Origin of the sequence: Streptomyces venezuelae (assembly GCF_008642335.1) — a bacterium.
Classification (GTDB): Bacteria; Actinomycetota; Actinomycetes; order Streptomycetales; family Streptomycetaceae; genus Streptomyces; species Streptomyces venezuelae_F.
Map to the genome: position 1 here is coordinate 3,597,307 of NZ_CP029191.1, position 15,700 is coordinate 3,613,006.

Annotated in this window: 12 protein-coding genes; 8 read left to right on the plus strand and 4 right to left on the minus strand. The window is 72.3% G+C overall.

Annotated elements, in window-relative coordinates; genetic code table 11:
- Positions 1-66: 66 nt before the first annotated feature.
- Positions 67-2,349 (minus strand): heavy metal translocating P-type ATPase, encoded by a 2,283-nt coding sequence (locus tag DEJ49_RS16015; RefSeq protein WP_150184753.1) that lies wholly within the window; start codon positions 2,347-2,349, stop codon positions 67-69.
- 172 nt (positions 2,350-2,521) lie between these two features.
- Between DEJ49_RS16015 and DEJ49_RS16020 the strand changes: the two genes are divergently transcribed.
- A complete protein-coding gene (locus DEJ49_RS16020) occupies positions 2,522-3,469 on the plus strand; it encodes a hypothetical protein (protein ID WP_150184754.1) in 948 nt (315 codons plus the stop codon).
- A gap of 39 nt (positions 3,470-3,508) precedes the next feature.
- Here DEJ49_RS16020 and DEJ49_RS16025 read toward each other — a convergent pair whose 3' ends face one another.
- Positions 3,509-4,186 carry a maleylpyruvate isomerase family mycothiol-dependent enzyme gene (locus DEJ49_RS16025; protein ID WP_150184755.1) on the minus strand — a complete coding sequence of 226 codons (678 nt, stop codon included), beginning with the start codon at positions 4,184-4,186 and terminating at the stop codon, positions 3,509-3,511.
- Between the two features lie 90 nt (positions 4,187-4,276).
- On the opposite strand from DEJ49_RS16025, the gene DEJ49_RS16030 reads away from it, so the two are divergent.
- The 4 genes from DEJ49_RS16030 to DEJ49_RS16045 are packed head-to-tail and all read left to right on the plus strand — an operon-like array spanning position 4,277 to position 11,287.
- Positions 4,277-4,921, plus strand: a complete 645-nt coding sequence (locus DEJ49_RS16030) for a hypothetical protein (protein WP_150184756.1) — start codon at positions 4,277-4,279, stop codon at positions 4,919-4,921.
- A 26-nt stretch (positions 4,922-4,947) separates the two neighbouring features.
- A complete protein-coding gene (locus tag DEJ49_RS16035; protein ID WP_223832859.1) occupies positions 4,948-6,105 on the plus strand; it encodes a GNAT family N-acetyltransferase in 1,158 nt (385 codons plus the stop codon).
- A 60-nt stretch (positions 6,106-6,165) separates the two neighbouring features.
- Positions 6,166-6,546, plus strand: a complete 381-nt coding sequence (locus DEJ49_RS16040) for a hypothetical protein (RefSeq protein ID WP_150184757.1) — start codon at positions 6,166-6,168, stop codon at positions 6,544-6,546.
- Between the two features lie 10 nt (positions 6,547-6,556).
- Complete coding sequence (locus DEJ49_RS16045; protein WP_150184758.1) at positions 6,557-11,287, plus strand: caspase family protein; 4,731 nt, start codon at positions 6,557-6,559, stop codon at positions 11,285-11,287.
- On the opposite strand, the gene DEJ49_RS16050 is transcribed toward DEJ49_RS16045, so the two are convergent.
- Together DEJ49_RS16050 and DEJ49_RS16055 are read right to left on the minus strand one after the other, a co-directional pair.
- Positions 11,284-11,550 (minus strand): DUF4031 domain-containing protein, encoded by a 267-nt coding sequence (locus tag DEJ49_RS16050; protein ID WP_150184759.1) that lies wholly within the window; start codon positions 11,548-11,550, stop codon positions 11,284-11,286. The genes DEJ49_RS16045 and DEJ49_RS16050 overlap by 4 nt on opposite strands.
- Positions 11,551-11,575: 25 nt before the next feature.
- Positions 11,576-11,932: a hypothetical protein gene (locus tag DEJ49_RS16055; RefSeq protein ID WP_150169295.1), complete on the minus strand. Its 357-nt coding sequence runs from the start codon at positions 11,930-11,932 to the stop codon at positions 11,576-11,578.
- A 111-nt stretch (positions 11,933-12,043) separates the two neighbouring features.
- On the opposite strand from DEJ49_RS16055, the gene DEJ49_RS16060 reads away from it, so the two are divergent.
- Genes DEJ49_RS16060 through DEJ49_RS16070 form a run of 3 tightly spaced genes read left to right on the plus strand, consistent with a single transcriptional unit; the run spans position 12,044 to position 15,632 of the window.
- On the plus strand, positions 12,044-12,970 hold the full coding sequence (locus DEJ49_RS16060) for a MurR/RpiR family transcriptional regulator (RefSeq protein WP_150184760.1): 927 nt from the start codon (positions 12,044-12,046) through the stop codon (positions 12,968-12,970).
- Positions 12,971-13,022: 52 nt separating this feature from the next.
- Complete coding sequence (gene murQ / locus DEJ49_RS16065) at positions 13,023-13,994, plus strand: N-acetylmuramic acid 6-phosphate etherase (RefSeq protein WP_150184761.1); 972 nt, start codon at positions 13,023-13,025, stop codon at positions 13,992-13,994.
- Between the two features lie 54 nt (positions 13,995-14,048).
- Complete coding sequence (locus DEJ49_RS16070) at positions 14,049-15,632, plus strand: PTS transporter subunit EIIC (protein WP_150184762.1); 1,584 nt, start codon at positions 14,049-14,051, stop codon at positions 15,630-15,632.
- Positions 15,633-15,700 lie beyond the last annotated feature (68 nt).

The following is a 15,700-nucleotide window of genomic DNA, read 5'->3' on the forward strand; positions in this document are numbered from 1 at the left end:
CTCACGATCCCGGGCACATAGGTCTAGTCCAATTAACAGCCTACGCGCAGAACACCCCCGCGCGTGTCAGGACAGCGGCTTGAAGCCCCGCAGCCGCAAGCTGTTCCCGACCACGAAGACCGACGAGAACGCCATCGCCGCGCCCGCGATCATCGGGTTGAGCAGCCCCGCGGCGGCCAGCGGCAGCGCGCCGACGTTGTAGGCGAACGCCCAGAACAGGTTCGACCTGATCGTGCCGAGGGTGCGACGCGACAGCCTGATCGCGTCGGCCGCCGCCCGCAGATCACCCCGTACGAGCGTCAGGTCGCCCGCCTCGATCGCCGCGTCCGTGCCCGTCCCCATGGCGAGCCCCAGATCCGCCTGGGCCAGCGCGGCCGCGTCGTTGACGCCGTCGCCGACCATCGCCACGCTGCGCCCCTCCGCCTGCAGCCGCTTCACCACGTCGACCTTGTCCTGCGGCATGACCTCGGCGATCACGTCCCGCGGAGCGATGCCGACCTCGGCGGCGACCGACGCGGCGACCGCCTTGTTGTCGCCGGTCAGCAGGATCGGGGTGAGACCGAGCGCACGCAGCCGCTCGATGGCCTCGGCACTGGTGTCCTTCACCGCGTCGGCGACCTCGAGGACCGCCCGCGCCTCGCCGTCCCAGGCGACCGCGATGGCGGTACGTCCCGCCGCCTCGGCCTCGGACTTGGCGCGCGCCAGCTCGGCGGGCAGCCTGATCTCCCACTCGGCGAGCAGCTGCTCCCGGCCGACGAGGACCGCGTGGCCCTCGACGACGCCCTGCACGCCGAGCCCGGCGACGTTGGCGAAGTCCTCGGGGGCGGGCAGCTCGCCCACCTCGGCGGCGGCACCGGCGGCGACGGCCTGGGCGATGGGGTGCTCGGAGGCGTGCTCCAGGGCACCGGCCAGCCGCAGGACGTCGGAGGCGGTGGTGCCGGGGGCGGTGTGGGTGGCGAGGAGCGTCATCCGGCCGGTCGTGACGGTGCCGGTCTTGTCGAGGACGATCGTGTCGACCTTGCGGGTGGACTCCAGGACCTCCGGGCCCTTGATGAGGATGCCGAGCTGCGCGCCGCGGCCGGTGCCGACCATGAGGGCGGTCGGCGTGGCGAGGCCGAGGGCGCACGGGCAGGCGATGATCAGGACGGCGACCGCGGCGGTGAAGGCGGCGGTGAGTCCGGCACCGTTGCCGAGCCAGAACCCGAGGGTGGCGAGCGCCAGGCCGATGACGACCGGCACGAACACCGCGGAGATCCGGTCGGCGAGGCGCTGGGCCGCGGCCTTGCCGTTCTGCGCGTCCTCGACGAGCTTGGCCATGCGGGCGAGCTGCGTGTCGGCGCCGACCCGGGTGGCCTCGACGACGAGTCGTCCGCCGACGTTGAGGGTGGCCCCGGTGACCGCGTCGTCCACGCCCACTTCCACGGGCACGGACTCGCCGGTGAGCATGGCGGCGTCCACCGCCGAGGTCCCCTCGACGACCCTGCCGTCCGTGGCGATCTTCTCGCCGGGCCGCACCAGGAACCGCTCGCCGACCTTCAGCTCGCCCACGGGGACCGTCTCCTCGCGCCCGCCCTCCCGGAGCACGGTGACGTCCTTGGCCCCGAGCTGGAGCAGCGCCTTGAGCGCGGCGCCGGCCTTCCGCTTCGACCGGGCCTCGAAGTAGCGCCCGGCGAGGATGAACGCGGTGACTCCGGCCGCGGCCTCCAGGTAGATGTTCCCGGCGCCGTCGCTCCGGGCGATGGTCAGCTCGAAGGGGTGCGTCATGCCGGGCGTGCCCGCGGTGCCGAAGAACAGCGCCCACAGGGACCAGAGGAACGCCGCCGACGTGCCGACGGAGATCAGTGTGTCCATCGTCGCCGCGCCGTGCCGCGCGTTGGTGAACGCCGCCTTGTGGAAGGGCCAGGCCGCGTACGTCACGACGGGCGCGGCGAGCGTGAGCGACAGCCACTGCCAGTACTCGAACTGAAGCGCGGGGGCCATCGCCATCGCGATGACCGGTACGGAGAGGAGGACGGCGGTGGTGAGGCGCTGGCGCAGGGGCCGCAGTGCGTCGTCGGCGGCCCGCTCGTCGCCGTCGCCGTCGCCACCGTCGGCGGGGCCCGCGTCGGCGCGTACAGGGGCGGGCTCCTGCGCGGTGTAGCCGGTCGCTTCGACGGTGGCGATCAGGTCCCGCACGGAGACGTCGTCGCCGCGGTAGGTGACCTTCGCCTTCTCGGTGGCGTAGTTGACGGTCGCCTCGACGCCGTCCATGCGGTTGAGCTTCTTCTCGATGCGGGCGGCGCAGGAGGCGCAGGTCATGCCACCGATGGCGAGTTCGACGGCTGCGGCACCGGGGGTGGTGGTGGCCATGTCGTGGGCTCCTGTACGAGGTGGACGCCGATACCCCGGCCGGGTATCGCTGATGAGATCCATGTATACCCCTGGGGGGTACCGAACGCAAGGGCGGGCAACCGCTTGACTTGATACCCCTAGGGGGTATCTTCGAGACTACCCACCGCACCCCGCCCCCGGAGGAGCCGTCATGAACACCGGCCTGAAGATCACCGCATTCGCCGCCGCCGTCGCCGCGACCTTCGGCACCGCGTACGGCGTGGGCACGGGCATCGACCCGGTCACGGACAGGGACAAGACGCCGACGGCCCGGCACGGGGAACACGAGAGCGAGCAGCCGGAGGGGGAAGGGGGCAAGGCCGGGCACACCCCCGGCGGCCTGCAGATCTCCGACCGCGGCTACACGCTCGAACTCGCGGAGACCCGTCTCACGGCGGACAAGAAGCAGCCGCTCCGCTTCACCGTCGTCGAGGACGCGACGGGCCGGAACGTCACCGCGTACGCGAAGGAGCACGACAAGGAGCTGCACCTCATCGTCGCCTCACGCGACCTGACGACCTACCGCCACCTCCACCCGACGCGCGCGGCGGACGGCACCTGGTCGACCGACGTCCGGCTCCCCGAGGCGGGTGGCTACCGCGTCTTCGCCGACTTCCGCCCCAAGGGCGCGAAGGAGGGCCTGACGCTGGGCGCGGACCTCGGCGTGGCGGGAGCGTACGAGCCGCGGGAACTGCCCGCGCACAGCACGACCACGAAGGTCGACGGCTACGACGTCACGCTGAAGGGCGAGCTCAAGACGGGCGCGGGCGGCGACCTCACGCTGAGCGTGGCGAAGAACGGCAGGCCGGTGACCGACCTGCAGCCCTACCTGGGGGCGTACGGCCACTTGGTGGCGCTGCGCTCGGGCGACCTCGCCCACCTCCACGTCCACCCGAACGGCACGCCCGGCGACGGGAAGACGGAGCCGGGCCCGGGTATCTCGTTCGGCACGGCGGCACCGAGCAAGGGCGCGTACCGCCTGTTCCTGGACTTCAAGCACGGGGGCAAGGTGCGTACGGCGGCGTTCACGGTGTACGCGGGCGGGGCGGCGGAGAAGGGGGACGGGGCGGCGGAGGAGGGCGGCGGCCACGAACACTGACGATGCGGCCGACACCCCACGCGTACCCCCGGATCCCCCTCAGCCGAACAGCGAAAGCTCCTTCTCCGTGGCGCCCGCGAGCTCGTACCGCGTACCGGCCAGCGGGCGTCCCGCGCACAGCCGGATCAGCGTCGGGGCGTCCCCGATGTAGCGGGCCGGCGGCCGCTTGCCGTCGGCGACGCCGAGGGTCAGCGGCTCGTCCCTGCCGTCGATGTCCGCGTGCAGCGGCAGCGGCGACGCGGCATGCGCCGACCTGCTGAACTGTTCGAGCAGCGCCAGCGCGTCGGCGAGCCCGTCACCCCCGTACGCGCCGGGCTTCCCCCACGCCTCGCGTACGTCACCCGCGTGCACCCACTCGCCCAGCGCGACGCCGTCGAGGTACCCCTTGGCGGCGGCGAGGACGGGCCCGGCCTCCGTCATGGCGTGCTCCAGCTCGTCCACGACGCGGGAGTGGGACCAGTCGGCGCGCTCGGCGATGTCGCGTTCGTTGCACTCGGGCGAGAACACGCCCTCCTCGAAGCGGCCCTCCACGACGCGCGTCAGCGCCGAACTGCAGTGCGCGACGACATGCCGCACGGTCCAGCCCGGACAGCAGGTGCGGATCGCGTACGCCTCGTCGGGCGCGGCACGCAACAGCGGTATGAGGGCGTCGCGTTCGGAGCGCAGGAGGCGTCCCGCGCGCTCGGGGTCGTATGTCTTCTCGTCGTTGACGGTCATGGCGGCAGCCAACCGCGTACGGGCTCCCATGGCAACGGCGAAGGGCGACGGCGCGACCGTACGCCGGACCCCCGGGCTAGGGTCGGCCCCATGGCCGACGACAAGGACCTCCACGCCCGCTGGGCCGCGACCCTGCTCCGCGCGAGCGGAGGCGCGTCCGGCGTCGACCCCGCCCCCTACGCGGAGCGCCTCCTCGCCCGCTGGGCCGAGCCGCAGCGCCGCTACCACACCACCGACCACCTGGCGGCGGTCCTGGACCACATCGACGTCCTGGAAGAGCACGCGGAGAACCCCGAACTCGTACGCCTGGCAGCGTGGTTCCACGACGCGGTGTACGCGCCCGACCGCTCCGAGAACGAGGAGCGCTCGGCCCGCCTCGCCGAACGGGCGCTGCCCGAGGCGGGCCTGACGGAGGAGCGGACGGCGGAGGTCGCCCGCCTGGTCCGGCTCACCGTCACGCACGACCCCGCGGAGGGTGACAGCAACGGCGAGACGCTGTGCGACGCCGACCTGGCGATCCTCGCCGCGCCCTCGGACACGTACGCGGCGTACGCGGCGGCGGTCCGCGAGGAGTACGCGTTCGTGCCGGACGAGGCGTTCCGGCAGGGCAGGGCGGAGGTCCTGCGCGGGCTCATGGCCCTGCCCCGCCTCTTCCGCACCCCGTACGGGACGTCGAACTGGGAGAGCCCGGCGCGCGAGAACCTGGCGACGGAACTAAAACTCCTGTCGCCCTGACCACACCCCTACGTACTCTCTCCCCCATGTTGCACATGGGTGGGGACCAGATCGACGAGGCCGTCGCGCACACGGCCGCGGTGCTGCGCGCGGCGGCGGACCGCGACTGGGGCGCGAAGGCGGGCGGGGTCGACTGGAGCTGTCTGAAGACGTCCGAACACATCGCGGGCGTCCTCGCCGCGTACGCGTGCCAGCTGACCGGCCGCGCCACCGACGGCTGGGTGCCCTTCGACACCTTCCTCGACGAGGGCACGGGCCCCGAGGGGGCGATCCACGCGATCGAGGCGGCCGCGGGCCTGCTGTCGGCGGTGGTCCGTACGACACCGCGCGGTGTCCGCGCCTACCACTCCTATCCGTCGGGCGGCGCGGACGCGTCGGGGTTCGCGGCGATGGGCGTGACGGAGCTGCTGCTCCACACGTACGACATCGCGCACGCGCTGGGCGTCGACGCGGAGCCGCCCGTCTCCCTCGCCGAGGCGGTCCTGTCCCACCTCTTCCCGCACGTCCCGCCGACGCCCGCGGGCGGCACGCCCTGGACGACGCTGCTGTGGGCCACGGGCCGCGGCGACCTGCCGGACCGCGCCCGCGTCACGCAGTGGCGCTGGCACAACCCCTACGCCCTGCCCGCGGGCGAGCTCTCCCTCCGCGAGCTCACCCCCGCGGCCGCGGCGGACCTCGCCGAGGGCGGCACGGGCGGACTCACGTGGCTCGGCGGCGCGCCCTTCGGGGGTACGCGGGCGGCCTCGGGCGCCACGTTCAACAAGTACGTCGCCGGGGTGCACCGGCCCGGATGGGGCGTATACGCCCTGGTCCGCACCGCGGACGAGGTGGCCGTCGGCGGCATGGGCTTCCACGGGCCGCCGGACGACGAGGGCTGCGTGGAGGTCGGCTACGACCTGGTGGAACCGGCGCGCGGCAACGGCTACGCGACGGTGGCCCTCCGGGCGCTCTCCGCCTGGGCCCTCACCCACCCCGAGGTCACCTCCCTGCTCGCCCTCACGACCCCCGAGAACGTGGCGTCGCAGAAGGTGGCCACGGGGGCGGGGTACGTCCGCCTGCCGGATCGGACACCGCACCGGGCGTACGGCCTGCACCGGAAGGCCCCGAGCCGCGTCATCACGACCTCCTCCGCACGCTCCACCGGCCCCGCCGAGGGTGTCACCAAAAGCCCCTCCTGGAACTAAAGTTGACGGACCCCGGCGATCAGGGAGGTCCCGGGGTTCACGGACCAGGGGTGGGGCAGCATGACGACCGCGAACGACGACGCGACGGACCGGATCGAGGCCCGGATCGAAGGCCGGTCGCTGGCCTTCTGGGTGGAGGCGACCGACGAGGACACGGACCTCGAAGGACCCGGCGCCGACTCCAAGGGTCTCTTCAGCCGGGACGGCGACGCCGTCCTGCGCTCCGTGCCCCTCGGCCCGCTCCGCAAGAACCTCGCCGAGACGGTCGACGCGCTGCAGCAGGTCTTCAAGGAGGTCGCGGACCGGGACGACACGCTCGCCTTCGCGGAGGCGCAGCTGTCGTTCCAGGTGACCGCGAGCGGCTCCATCCAGCTCATCGGCACCGGGCAGGTACAGGGGACCAGGGGTCTGACCCTGACGTTCAAGCGCCCGACGGCCTGAGCGCACGACGGTGGCGCACAAGGCCCTGCTGATCGGAGCGAGCGACTACGACGAGCCGCTCCTCGACAGCCTGCCGTTCATCCAGGACGACCTGGCGCGGCTGCGGGACGTCCTCACCGACCGCGGCTTCCGGTCGGCGGAGATCGTCGAGAGCAAGCGGGGCATCATCCCCAGCGTCGTCCACGCCCAGGCCCGCGCGTTCCTGCGGGACGCGCGGCCGGACGACACGCTGTGGATCGTGCTCAGCGGACACGGATTCCACTTCGAGGGCCAGGACTACCTGGTCCCCGAGGACGCGACCTACGCCGTCGAGCCGTTCTCCGACGCGTGCGTCGAGATCGACTGGCGCAAGGAGTTGGGGGAGTCCCCCGCGAGCCACGTCGTCTTCCTCATCGACGCCTGCCGTGAGGGCGTGCAACGGGACGCCAAGGCGGGTCCGCCCGGCATGCAGAGCTGGACCCGCCGGGCGATCGCCGCGTCGCTGCGCCGCAAGGTGGCGTACGTATACGGATGCTCGGCGACGCAGAAGGCGCTGTTCGTCCGGGAGTCGGAGGTCGCCGCGCCCGGCTCCGACACCGGCATCGCGCCCGGCGAGTCCTTCAGCCTCTTCACGCGGGCCGTCGGCGACGCGATCGAGCAGAACCCGCACGCGATGCGGCTGCAGGAGTTCTTCCAGGAAGTCCAGACCCGCGTCACCGCCCTGCACCGCGCCTATAAGCGGCCGTCCCGCGCCCCGCAGCAGATCAGCGTGGTCTCCGAACTGCCGCCCGGCGAGCAGGACTTCCCCCTCCTCCCCGGCCCCGACCGGCACACCGAGGCCCACCCGTGGATCCGGTCGACCGCCCAGCACCCCGTGTGGCAGCGCACGCGCCCCGGCCCGGCGCGGGACACCCTGCACGAGCTCTGCGGCACCCTCGCGACGGGTCTCGCCGCCGCGTACGAGAAGGCGGCGACCGCGCTCCACGCCGACCCGTGGCACGACTCCGAACTGGCCCTGCGCACCCACGACAGGCTCGGCTTCCTGACGCACCGGCTCCCGGACGGCGTGGAACTGTCCCCGTCCGAGGCCGCGCTCGCCGTCCTCCTCCCCCTGGTCGAGCAGACCTTCTGGGCGCAGGAGGCGGAACGGCGCCGCGACGTCCTGTCCGACGACGCGAAGGGGCCGGCCCCGGACCGGGACCGCTTCCGCAAGTTCGCCCAGGGCTTCCCGCGCATCAAGCGCAGGCTGCGCGCCCTGGAGCAGGCCAAGGTGACGGACGGCTCGGTGGATCGGATCCGCTGGTGGCTGTACCACCGCTGGCTGATCCAGCAGCCGGAGGTGTACGCGGCGGAGTCCCTGAAACTGCTGGTCGGCGCCCCCGCGAACGGCTCCGACCACCCCCGCTGGGTGACCGACTCCCTCTCCGAGAAGCGCCTGATGCGGTTCCTCCAGGAGCATCGCGCGGCCCCCTTCGCCACCTCACGGGGTGACGCCCTGCACGACAGCGACACGGTCGCCGCGAGCGCGCCCGACGAGCACGAGGTGCGCGAGCCGCTGGTCGCGGCGCTCACGAAGGCGGCGTACGCGATGGCGGTGGACCCCGTCGACCTCCCCGAGATCGTCGTGGAACACCTCGGGATCTCGGACAGCGTGAACCTGGACGAACTCCGCGCCACGGTCCGGGGTTCGGACTGGCGCACGTCGGGCACGGGCCGCTCCCTCAACGCGGTGTGCGGCCACCCGGCGGTGCAGATCGCCCTGCGCGAGCACGCGTCGCGCGTGGACGGCCTGCTCCGCGACATCAACAAGGCGAACAACCCGACGCTCGCGCCCCTGTCGACGCTGCCGCCCTACGCGGACGGCTCCCGCGTCCGCCTCGGCGGCAACACCCCCGAACAGCTCTCCGACGGCATCCGCTTCCAGCTGGCGGAGGACCGGGTCCAGGAACTCCTGATGGGCGAGGAGCTGTACGGCGAACGGGACTTGGCGGTCCGCGAGGTCTACCAGAACGCGCTGGACGCGGTCCGTTACGCCGACCGCCGCCGGGAGTACCTGCGGCGCACCGGCCGCCCGACCGCGCCCTGGGAAGGCCGGATCGACTTCGTCCAGGGCGTGGGCGACGACGGCCGCCCCTACCTGGAGTGCCGCGACAACGGCATCGGCATGAGCGTACGAGAACTCCGCGACGTCTTCTCCCAGGGCGGCGCCCGCTTCGTGGACCTCCCCGAGTACATCGAGGAGCAGGCGGCCTGGGCGGAACTCCCCGACCCGAAGATCGAACTGCACCCCAACTCCCGTTTCGGCATCGGGGTCCTCAGCTACTTCATGCTGGCCGACGAAATCGTCGTACGCACCTGCCGCCTCGGCAAGGACGGCCGCCCCGGCCGCCTGCTCCAGGTCTCGATCGCGGGCCCCGGCAACCTGTTCCGGGTGGAGGACCTGGGGCCGGGGGTGGAGTGCGGGACGACGGTGCGACTGCTGCTGACCCAGTACCGGCGACCGACCTCATGTGTGGACGTCTTGCAGCAGGTGCTCTGGGTCGCCCCCTACCGGACGACGGCCGAGCACGGGGCGCGTCGCCATGTGTGGGCCCCGGGCGAGGCGTCCTTGACGGGGGTGGAACTCGTCCAGACGTCGCACCTCCAGAGTGTGCCGATGAGCAAGCGCAGCAGCACCCTCCTGCCCTCGTCGGACCCGGACCTGTGGTGGGTGGACGGACGCGGGTGGCTCCTGGCGGACGGGCTGTGGGCCTCGACACGCGCCTTGGGCGAACCGCACGGCTTCGTGCTCAATCTGTACGGAGAGTGGCAGCCCGAACTGAGCGTCAACCGGTCGAGCATCCAGGATTACGACTGGGAGCGCGTCAAGGAGCGGATCAGCGCGGCCGCGCCCAGCCTCTTCACCGGACGGCAGTCCCTGGCGACGGTGTCGTGGCTCGCCCGCTTGTGCGGCATGTCCGTCGACCTGGCCGACTGTGTCGGCGCCCATGCGCGGGAGGCGGACGTTCCCTGGGAGCCGGGCGAAGGGGTCGTCCTGCCGTACAGCAAGGTGGGCTTCTTCCTCCCTGATCAGGCGCTGCTCCCGCTGGTGACCGGCGACTTCCCCGCGGAGGCCAACGGGCACACAGCCTCGTACCTGTGCAACATCCCCTCACCCGTGCTGCGTTGGCGCCTCCTGACGCTGTACCGGGCAGGGCTCGGAGAGCCTCTCGCGGCCGGGGCTCCGGACTCGCCGGATCCGTGCGCCCGCCCGTCGGATCTCGCGCTGCTGAACACACACGGCAGATTCACGCGGTGGGACAAGGACCTGGCCGTCTGGCAGCACGGCCACAGCGGTCTGGGGACGCAGCCCTCACCGGCCCTGGTCCGGACCGGCGCCCCCAGCCTCAAGCTGCTCTTCCCCTGGTGCGACCCCGACAGGACGCTGACCGTCACGGACATCTTCAAGCGGGTCATGCACACCGAACTGTCCGCCGCGGACGTGGCCGGCCGGCTCACCGAACTCGGCTACCGCGTGGCGCCCTTGCACGCCTGGTCCACGGTCGTCCCCGACGACCTCCCCCTCTTGCTCACCGGTTCCTTCGGAACGTGGCTCGAACCGGGGGCACCCCTCACCGCCGCGCAGGTCTGCGTCAGCGCGGCGCGCGCCGAATGCTCCACCCCGCAGGCGGCCCAGCGGCTTCGGGAACTGGGATTCGACGTGCCGGCCGACGTCCCCGTGCGGGAAACCTGGACCGAGGAGGACCGGGTGGTGATCCAGAACCTCTGGCAGGTGAGCCCCGACCCCGCGCCCTCCGGCCTGGCAGCGGAAGTATCGCCGGGACAACTCACGAGCGTGGCCCACGAGTCCGGCTACTCCCTTCACCAGGCGGCCGAGCTGCTGAGAGCACTCGGCTTCACCGTCGAGACGCCGGACACCGAGCTGTCCGACGACGACCGGGCGATCATGGAGTACGAGGGGGCCCAGCCCTGGCCGTACCGGCCCGTGCCCTGGGCGTACGTGATGGCCGTCGCCCGCCGGTTCGGTTCACCCGAAAGCACGGCGGAACGGCTGCGCGAGCTCGGTTTCGAGGTAGGCGCCCCGCGAGCCGTCGACGAGCAACTGTCCAAGAAGGACATGGAGTTCCTCGGTTCAGTGGTGGGGCACGACCCGGAGGAGCCGCTGTCCCTGTCCGAGCTCGCGGAGGTGGCGGAGGAGTCCGGTGTGTCGCTGGCCGAGGCAGCGGCCCGGCTGACGTCCTTGGGATACGTGTGCGAGCCCGCTCAGGCGCTGCTCTCGGCGCTGCGGCTCCAGGACGTGCACATCGTGCGCTTCGGGTTCATGGTGCCCGACCCCGAGAGGCACGGTCCCATACGCCCCGCGGACCAGTACGCCGCTGCCCTGCACACGGGTCAGTACGGTCCGGAGATCGACGACATGAGGGAGGCGCTGCGCCTCCTCGGCTACGAGCTCGGCCCTGACACCGAAGCCTGGGGCAGAGAACGCAACGCGGAGTGGGACCTGACCCGCTCCCTCGAACGCGAGACCCCGGACCTCACGCTCGGGAGCTGGAACCACGTCCCCCTCACCCTCACCACGCTGGTGACCGTCGCCGCCCGCCTCTCCCTCCCCTTCCACGACGTGGCCCGCAAAGCCACCGCCCTGGGCCTGCGCCACGAAGCGGAAGGCTGGTTCGCCCCGGAACCGGGGGAACCGGGGGAACCGGGGGAGCCGGGGGAACCGGGGGAACCGGAGGAGCCGGGGCACACCCCACCCCGCTAAGCCGGCCGCCCCTTAGGCCTCCGCAACCCCGCCCCCGTAAGCCTCCGCACCAGTTCCTTCGAGCCGATCTCCACCGCGCCCGCCCGCACCGCGTCCGCGTACCGCTCCGCGGGCACGTCGTAGTGGTCGCGTTCGAAGGCGCGCGGCGGGCACCCCACCGACGCCGCGAACGCGTGCAGCTCCTCGAAGGAGACGTCGCTGACCAGGTGGGACCACATGCGGCCGTGCCCCGGCCACGTGGGCGGGTCTATGTAGACGGTCACGTCGGACTCCCCACCGGGTAGACGGTCACGTCAGGCCCCCCACCGGCGCCACCACCACACCCGCCTTGCCGCACACCCAGTGCGGGTCGGGCCCGAGCTCCGGTTCCACGTCCAGCGCGTGCGGGTCGCCCGAGCCGCAGACCGGGCACAGCGGCCACCGCCCGTACCGCTCCAGGAGCGCGTCCTGGACGTCCTGGGCGACGAGACCGGCGACGTACTCGATGCCCTCCGGCCACTGCTCGACCCACCAGCGGCGGTGCGCCACCGATTCCTCGACGAGCGAGACGACCTCGGCCTGGGCGACCTCGCGGGCCACCAGGTCGGCGAGGACAAGGGCGCGAGCGGCGTGCAACGCCTGCTCCAGGGGGTCGATCGTGTCCATGCAGTCCATTGTCGCCCCGTACGCGACCCGACGGAAAAGGACCGAGGTCCCGGGCGAGGTCGGGACCTCAGGGGTCTTGACCGGCCACCAGTCCGAAAATATCTTTCAGATGTGACCCATGATGTGAAGGAAATTTTCGCGGACGCCGCGCCCCCCGCCCCCGCCGCCCTCGCGGCCAAGGTGCGGACCCTCGCGCCGTCGATGACCCGCTCCATGCAGCGGGTCGCCGAGGCCGTCGCCGGCGACCCCGCGGGATGCGCCGCCCTCACGGTCACCGGACTCGCCGAGCTCACCGGCACCAGCGAGGCGACCGTCGTGCGCACCGCCCGCCTCCTCGGCTACCCCGGCTACCGCGACCTGCGCCTCGCCCTGGCCGGCCTCGCAGCCCAGCAGCAGTCGGGCCGCGCCCCCGCCGTCACCGCGGACATCGCCGTCGACGACCCGATCGCGGACGTCGTCGCGAAGCTGGCCTACGACGAGCAGCAGACCCTCGCCGACACCGCCGCCGGACTGGACACCGTGCAGCTCGGCGCCGCCGTCGCCGCGCTCGCCACCGCCCGCCGCGTGGAGATCTACGGCGTCGCCGCATCGGGCCTCGTCGCCCAGGACCTCGCCCAGAAGCTGCTCCGCATCGGGCACATCGCGCACGCGCACTCCGACCCGCACCTCGCCGTCACCAACGCCGTGACGCTGCGCGCCAAGGACGTGGCGATCGCGATCACCCACTCCGGTTCGACGGGCGACGTCATCGAACCCCTCCGCGTCGCCTTCGAGCACGGCGCGACGACGATCGCGATCACCGGACAGCCCGGCGCGGCCGTCTCCCAGTACGCCGATCACATACTGACCACCTCCACGGCCCGCGAGAGCGAGCTCCGCCCCGCCGCGATGTCGTCCCGTACGAGCCAGCTCCTCGTCGTGGACTGCCTGTTCGTGGGCGTGGCGCAGCGGACGTACGAGACGGCGGCGCCCGCGCTCGCCGCGTCCTACGAAGCGCTCGCCCACCGCCACCGCCCCCGCAGCGGCGGCAACCGCTGACCCCTTTCCCCGACCAGCCCCCCGCACCGGACACGAAAGAGCCGCAGACGCCATGACCTCGACCACCGACGCGACCGGCACGAGCGAGCCGCGCGACACCTACGGAGAACTCCGCGCCCAGCTGGCCACCCTCACCACCGAGGCCTTCCGGCCCGAGCTCTCCGACATCGACCGGCTGCCCACCGAGGAGATCGCGAAGATCATGAACGGTGAGGACGCCTCCGTGGCCACCGCCGTCGCCGCCCAGCTCCCCGCCATCGCCGCCGCCATCGACGGCACCGCGGAGCGCATGGCCCGCGGCGGCCGGCTGATCTACGCGGGCGCGGGCACGGCCGGACGCCTCGGCGTACTCGACGCGTCCGAGTGCCCGCCCACGTTCAACACCGACCCGAGCGAGGTCGTCGGACTCATCGCGGGCGGACCGAGCGCCATGGTCAAGGCGGTCGAGGGCGCGGAGGACAGCAAGGAGCTCGCCGCCGACGACCTGGAGGACCTGAACCTCACCGAGGACGACGTCGTCGTGGGCATCTCCGCGTCGGGCCGGACCCCCTACGCGATCGGCGCCGTCGAGTACGCCCGCTCCCGCTACGGCGCGCTCACCATCGGCCTCTCCTGCAACGCGGACAGCGCGCTCGCCGCGGCGGCCGAGCACGGCATCGAGGTCGTCGTGGGCCCCGAACTCCTCACCGGCTCGACCCGCCTCAAGGCGGGCACGGCCCAGAAGCTCGTCCTCAACATGCTGTCGACGATCACGATGATCCGCCTCGGCAAGACGTACGGAAACCTGATGGTGGACGTGCGCGCGTCCAACGAGAAGCTGCGGGCCCGCTCCCGCCGCATCGTCGCCCTCGCCACCGGCGCCTCCGACGAGGAGATCGAGGCGGCCCTCGCCGCGACCGACGGGGAGGTGAAGAACGCCATCCTCACCATCCTCGGCCAGGTCGACGGCCCCACCGCCGCCGAACTCCTCGCCACGTCCGACGGCCACCTCCGAGCGGCCCTGGACAACTCCCGTAAGAGCTGAGCCACGAGTCGAAGCACCGCCGCTCCACCGCACGCACAGCAAGGCACAAGCACCATGGCACCTGACAAGAACCGCGCCACCGCCGCCGCGATCCTCCCGCTCGTCGGCGGTGCCCGGAACATCACGTCCGTCGCCCACTGCATGACCCGGCTCCGCCTGGGCCTGGCCGACCGTTCGCTCGTCGACGACGACGCGCTGAAGTCTCTGCCAGCCGTGATGGGCGTGGTCGAGGACGACACGTACCAGATCGTGCTGGGTCCGGGCACGGTCGCCCGGGTCACGCCGGAGCTGGAGGCGTTGGTGGCGGCGGAGAGCACACAGCCGCTCCCGGCCCCGCCCCCGGCCCAGGCCGCACCCCAGCCACCTTCCGCCCAGCCCGATCACACCGACCACGCCGACCGCGCTTCGACCGCCTCCGAGCTGGCCGCCCAGGGCGCGGCGCTGAAAGCAGCCCGCAAAGCGAAGAACGCCACCCCCTTCAAACTGTTCCTGCGCCGGATCGCGAACATCTTCGTGCCGCTGATCCCCGCCCTGATCGGCTGCGGCATCATCGCCGGCTTCAACGGCCTCCTGGTCAACCTGGAGTGGCTGCCGTCGATCACGCCCGCGCTGGCCGCCATAGCCTCCGGCTTCATGGCGCTGATCGCGGTGTTCGTCGGCTACAACACGGCGAAGGAGTTCGGTGGTACGCCGATCCTGGGCGGCGCGGTCGCGGCGATCATCGTGTACGCGGGCGTCGCGGACATCAGCGCCTTCGGACAGAAGCTCTCACCCGGCCAGGGCGGCGTCCTCGGCGCACTGGGCGCGGCGGTCCTCGCCACGTACGTCGAGAAGTGGTGCAGGAGGTGGGTCCCGGAGGCGGTGGACGTCCTGGTCACGCCCACCCTGACGGTCCTCGTCTCCGGCCTCGTCACGATCTTCGGCCTGATGTTCCTCGCGGGCGAGGTGTCCACCGGCATCGGTACGGCGGCGGACTGGCTCCTGGACAACACGGGCGCGTTCGCGGGCCTCGTCCTCGGCGGCCTCTTCCTCCCCCTGGTCATGCTGGGCCTGCACCAGGCCCTCATCCCCATCCACACGACCCTCATCGAACAGCAGGGCTTCACCGTCCTGCTGCCCATCCTGGCGATGGCGGGCGCGGGCCAGGTGGGCTGCGCGATCGCGGTGTACAAGCGCCTGCGGCACAACACGTCCATCCGTACGACGATCAAGTCGGCGCTCCCCGCGGGCTTCCTCGGCGTGGGCGAACCCCTCATCTACGGCGTCTCGCTCCCCCTCGGCCGCCCGTTCGTCACGGCGTGCGTGGGCGGGGCGGCGGGCGGCGCGTTCATCGGGTTCTTCTCGATGCTCGGCGACAAGGTCGGCTCGACGGCGATCGGCCCGTCCGGCTGGGCCCTCTTCCCGCTCCTCGACGGCAACGAGAACCTCGGCCTGACGGTGGCGATCTACGCCGGCGGCCTCCTGGTCGGCTACCTGGTGGGCTTCCTCGCCACCTACTTCTTCGGCTTCAGCAAGCAGATGCTGATCGACCTGAACGCAGACGTCGACGCGGGCGAGTCCCCCACGGCCCGCGCAGAAGCGGAACCGAACCCGCCGATGAGCACGGACGGCTCGGCGAAGGCGCCGGCGGGGGTCTGACACCACCCCTGTCCGACACCACCCCGGGCACCCGTCACACGATCCGGCGAACCGGCCCGCCGAACGCT

Coding starts and splice junctions, on each gene's coding strand:
- DEJ49_RS16030 (WP_150184756.1), top strand. CDS start 4,277: ATGGCCGACGACAAGGACCTCCACGCCCGCTGGGCCGCGACCCTGCTC.
- DEJ49_RS16025 (WP_150184755.1), bottom strand. CDS start 4,186: ATGACCGTCAACGACGAGAAGACATACGACCCCGAGCGCGCGGGACGC.
- DEJ49_RS16015 (WP_150184753.1), bottom strand. CDS start 2,349: ATGGCCACCACCACCCCCGGTGCCGCAGCCGTCGAACTCGCCATCGGT.
- murQ (WP_150184761.1), top strand. CDS start 13,023: ATGACCTCGACCACCGACGCGACCGGCACGAGCGAGCCGCGCGACACC.
- DEJ49_RS16040 (WP_150184757.1), top strand. CDS start 6,166: ATGACGACCGCGAACGACGACGCGACGGACCGGATCGAGGCCCGGATC.
- DEJ49_RS16055 (WP_150169295.1), bottom strand. CDS start 11,932: ATGGACACGATCGACCCCCTGGAGCAGGCGTTGCACGCCGCTCGCGCC.
- DEJ49_RS16020 (WP_150184754.1), top strand. CDS start 2,522: ATGAACACCGGCCTGAAGATCACCGCATTCGCCGCCGCCGTCGCCGCG.
- DEJ49_RS16070 (WP_150184762.1), top strand. CDS start 14,049: ATGGCACCTGACAAGAACCGCGCCACCGCCGCCGCGATCCTCCCGCTC.
- DEJ49_RS16035 (WP_223832859.1), top strand. CDS start 4,948: ATGTTGCACATGGGTGGGGACCAGATCGACGAGGCCGTCGCGCACACG.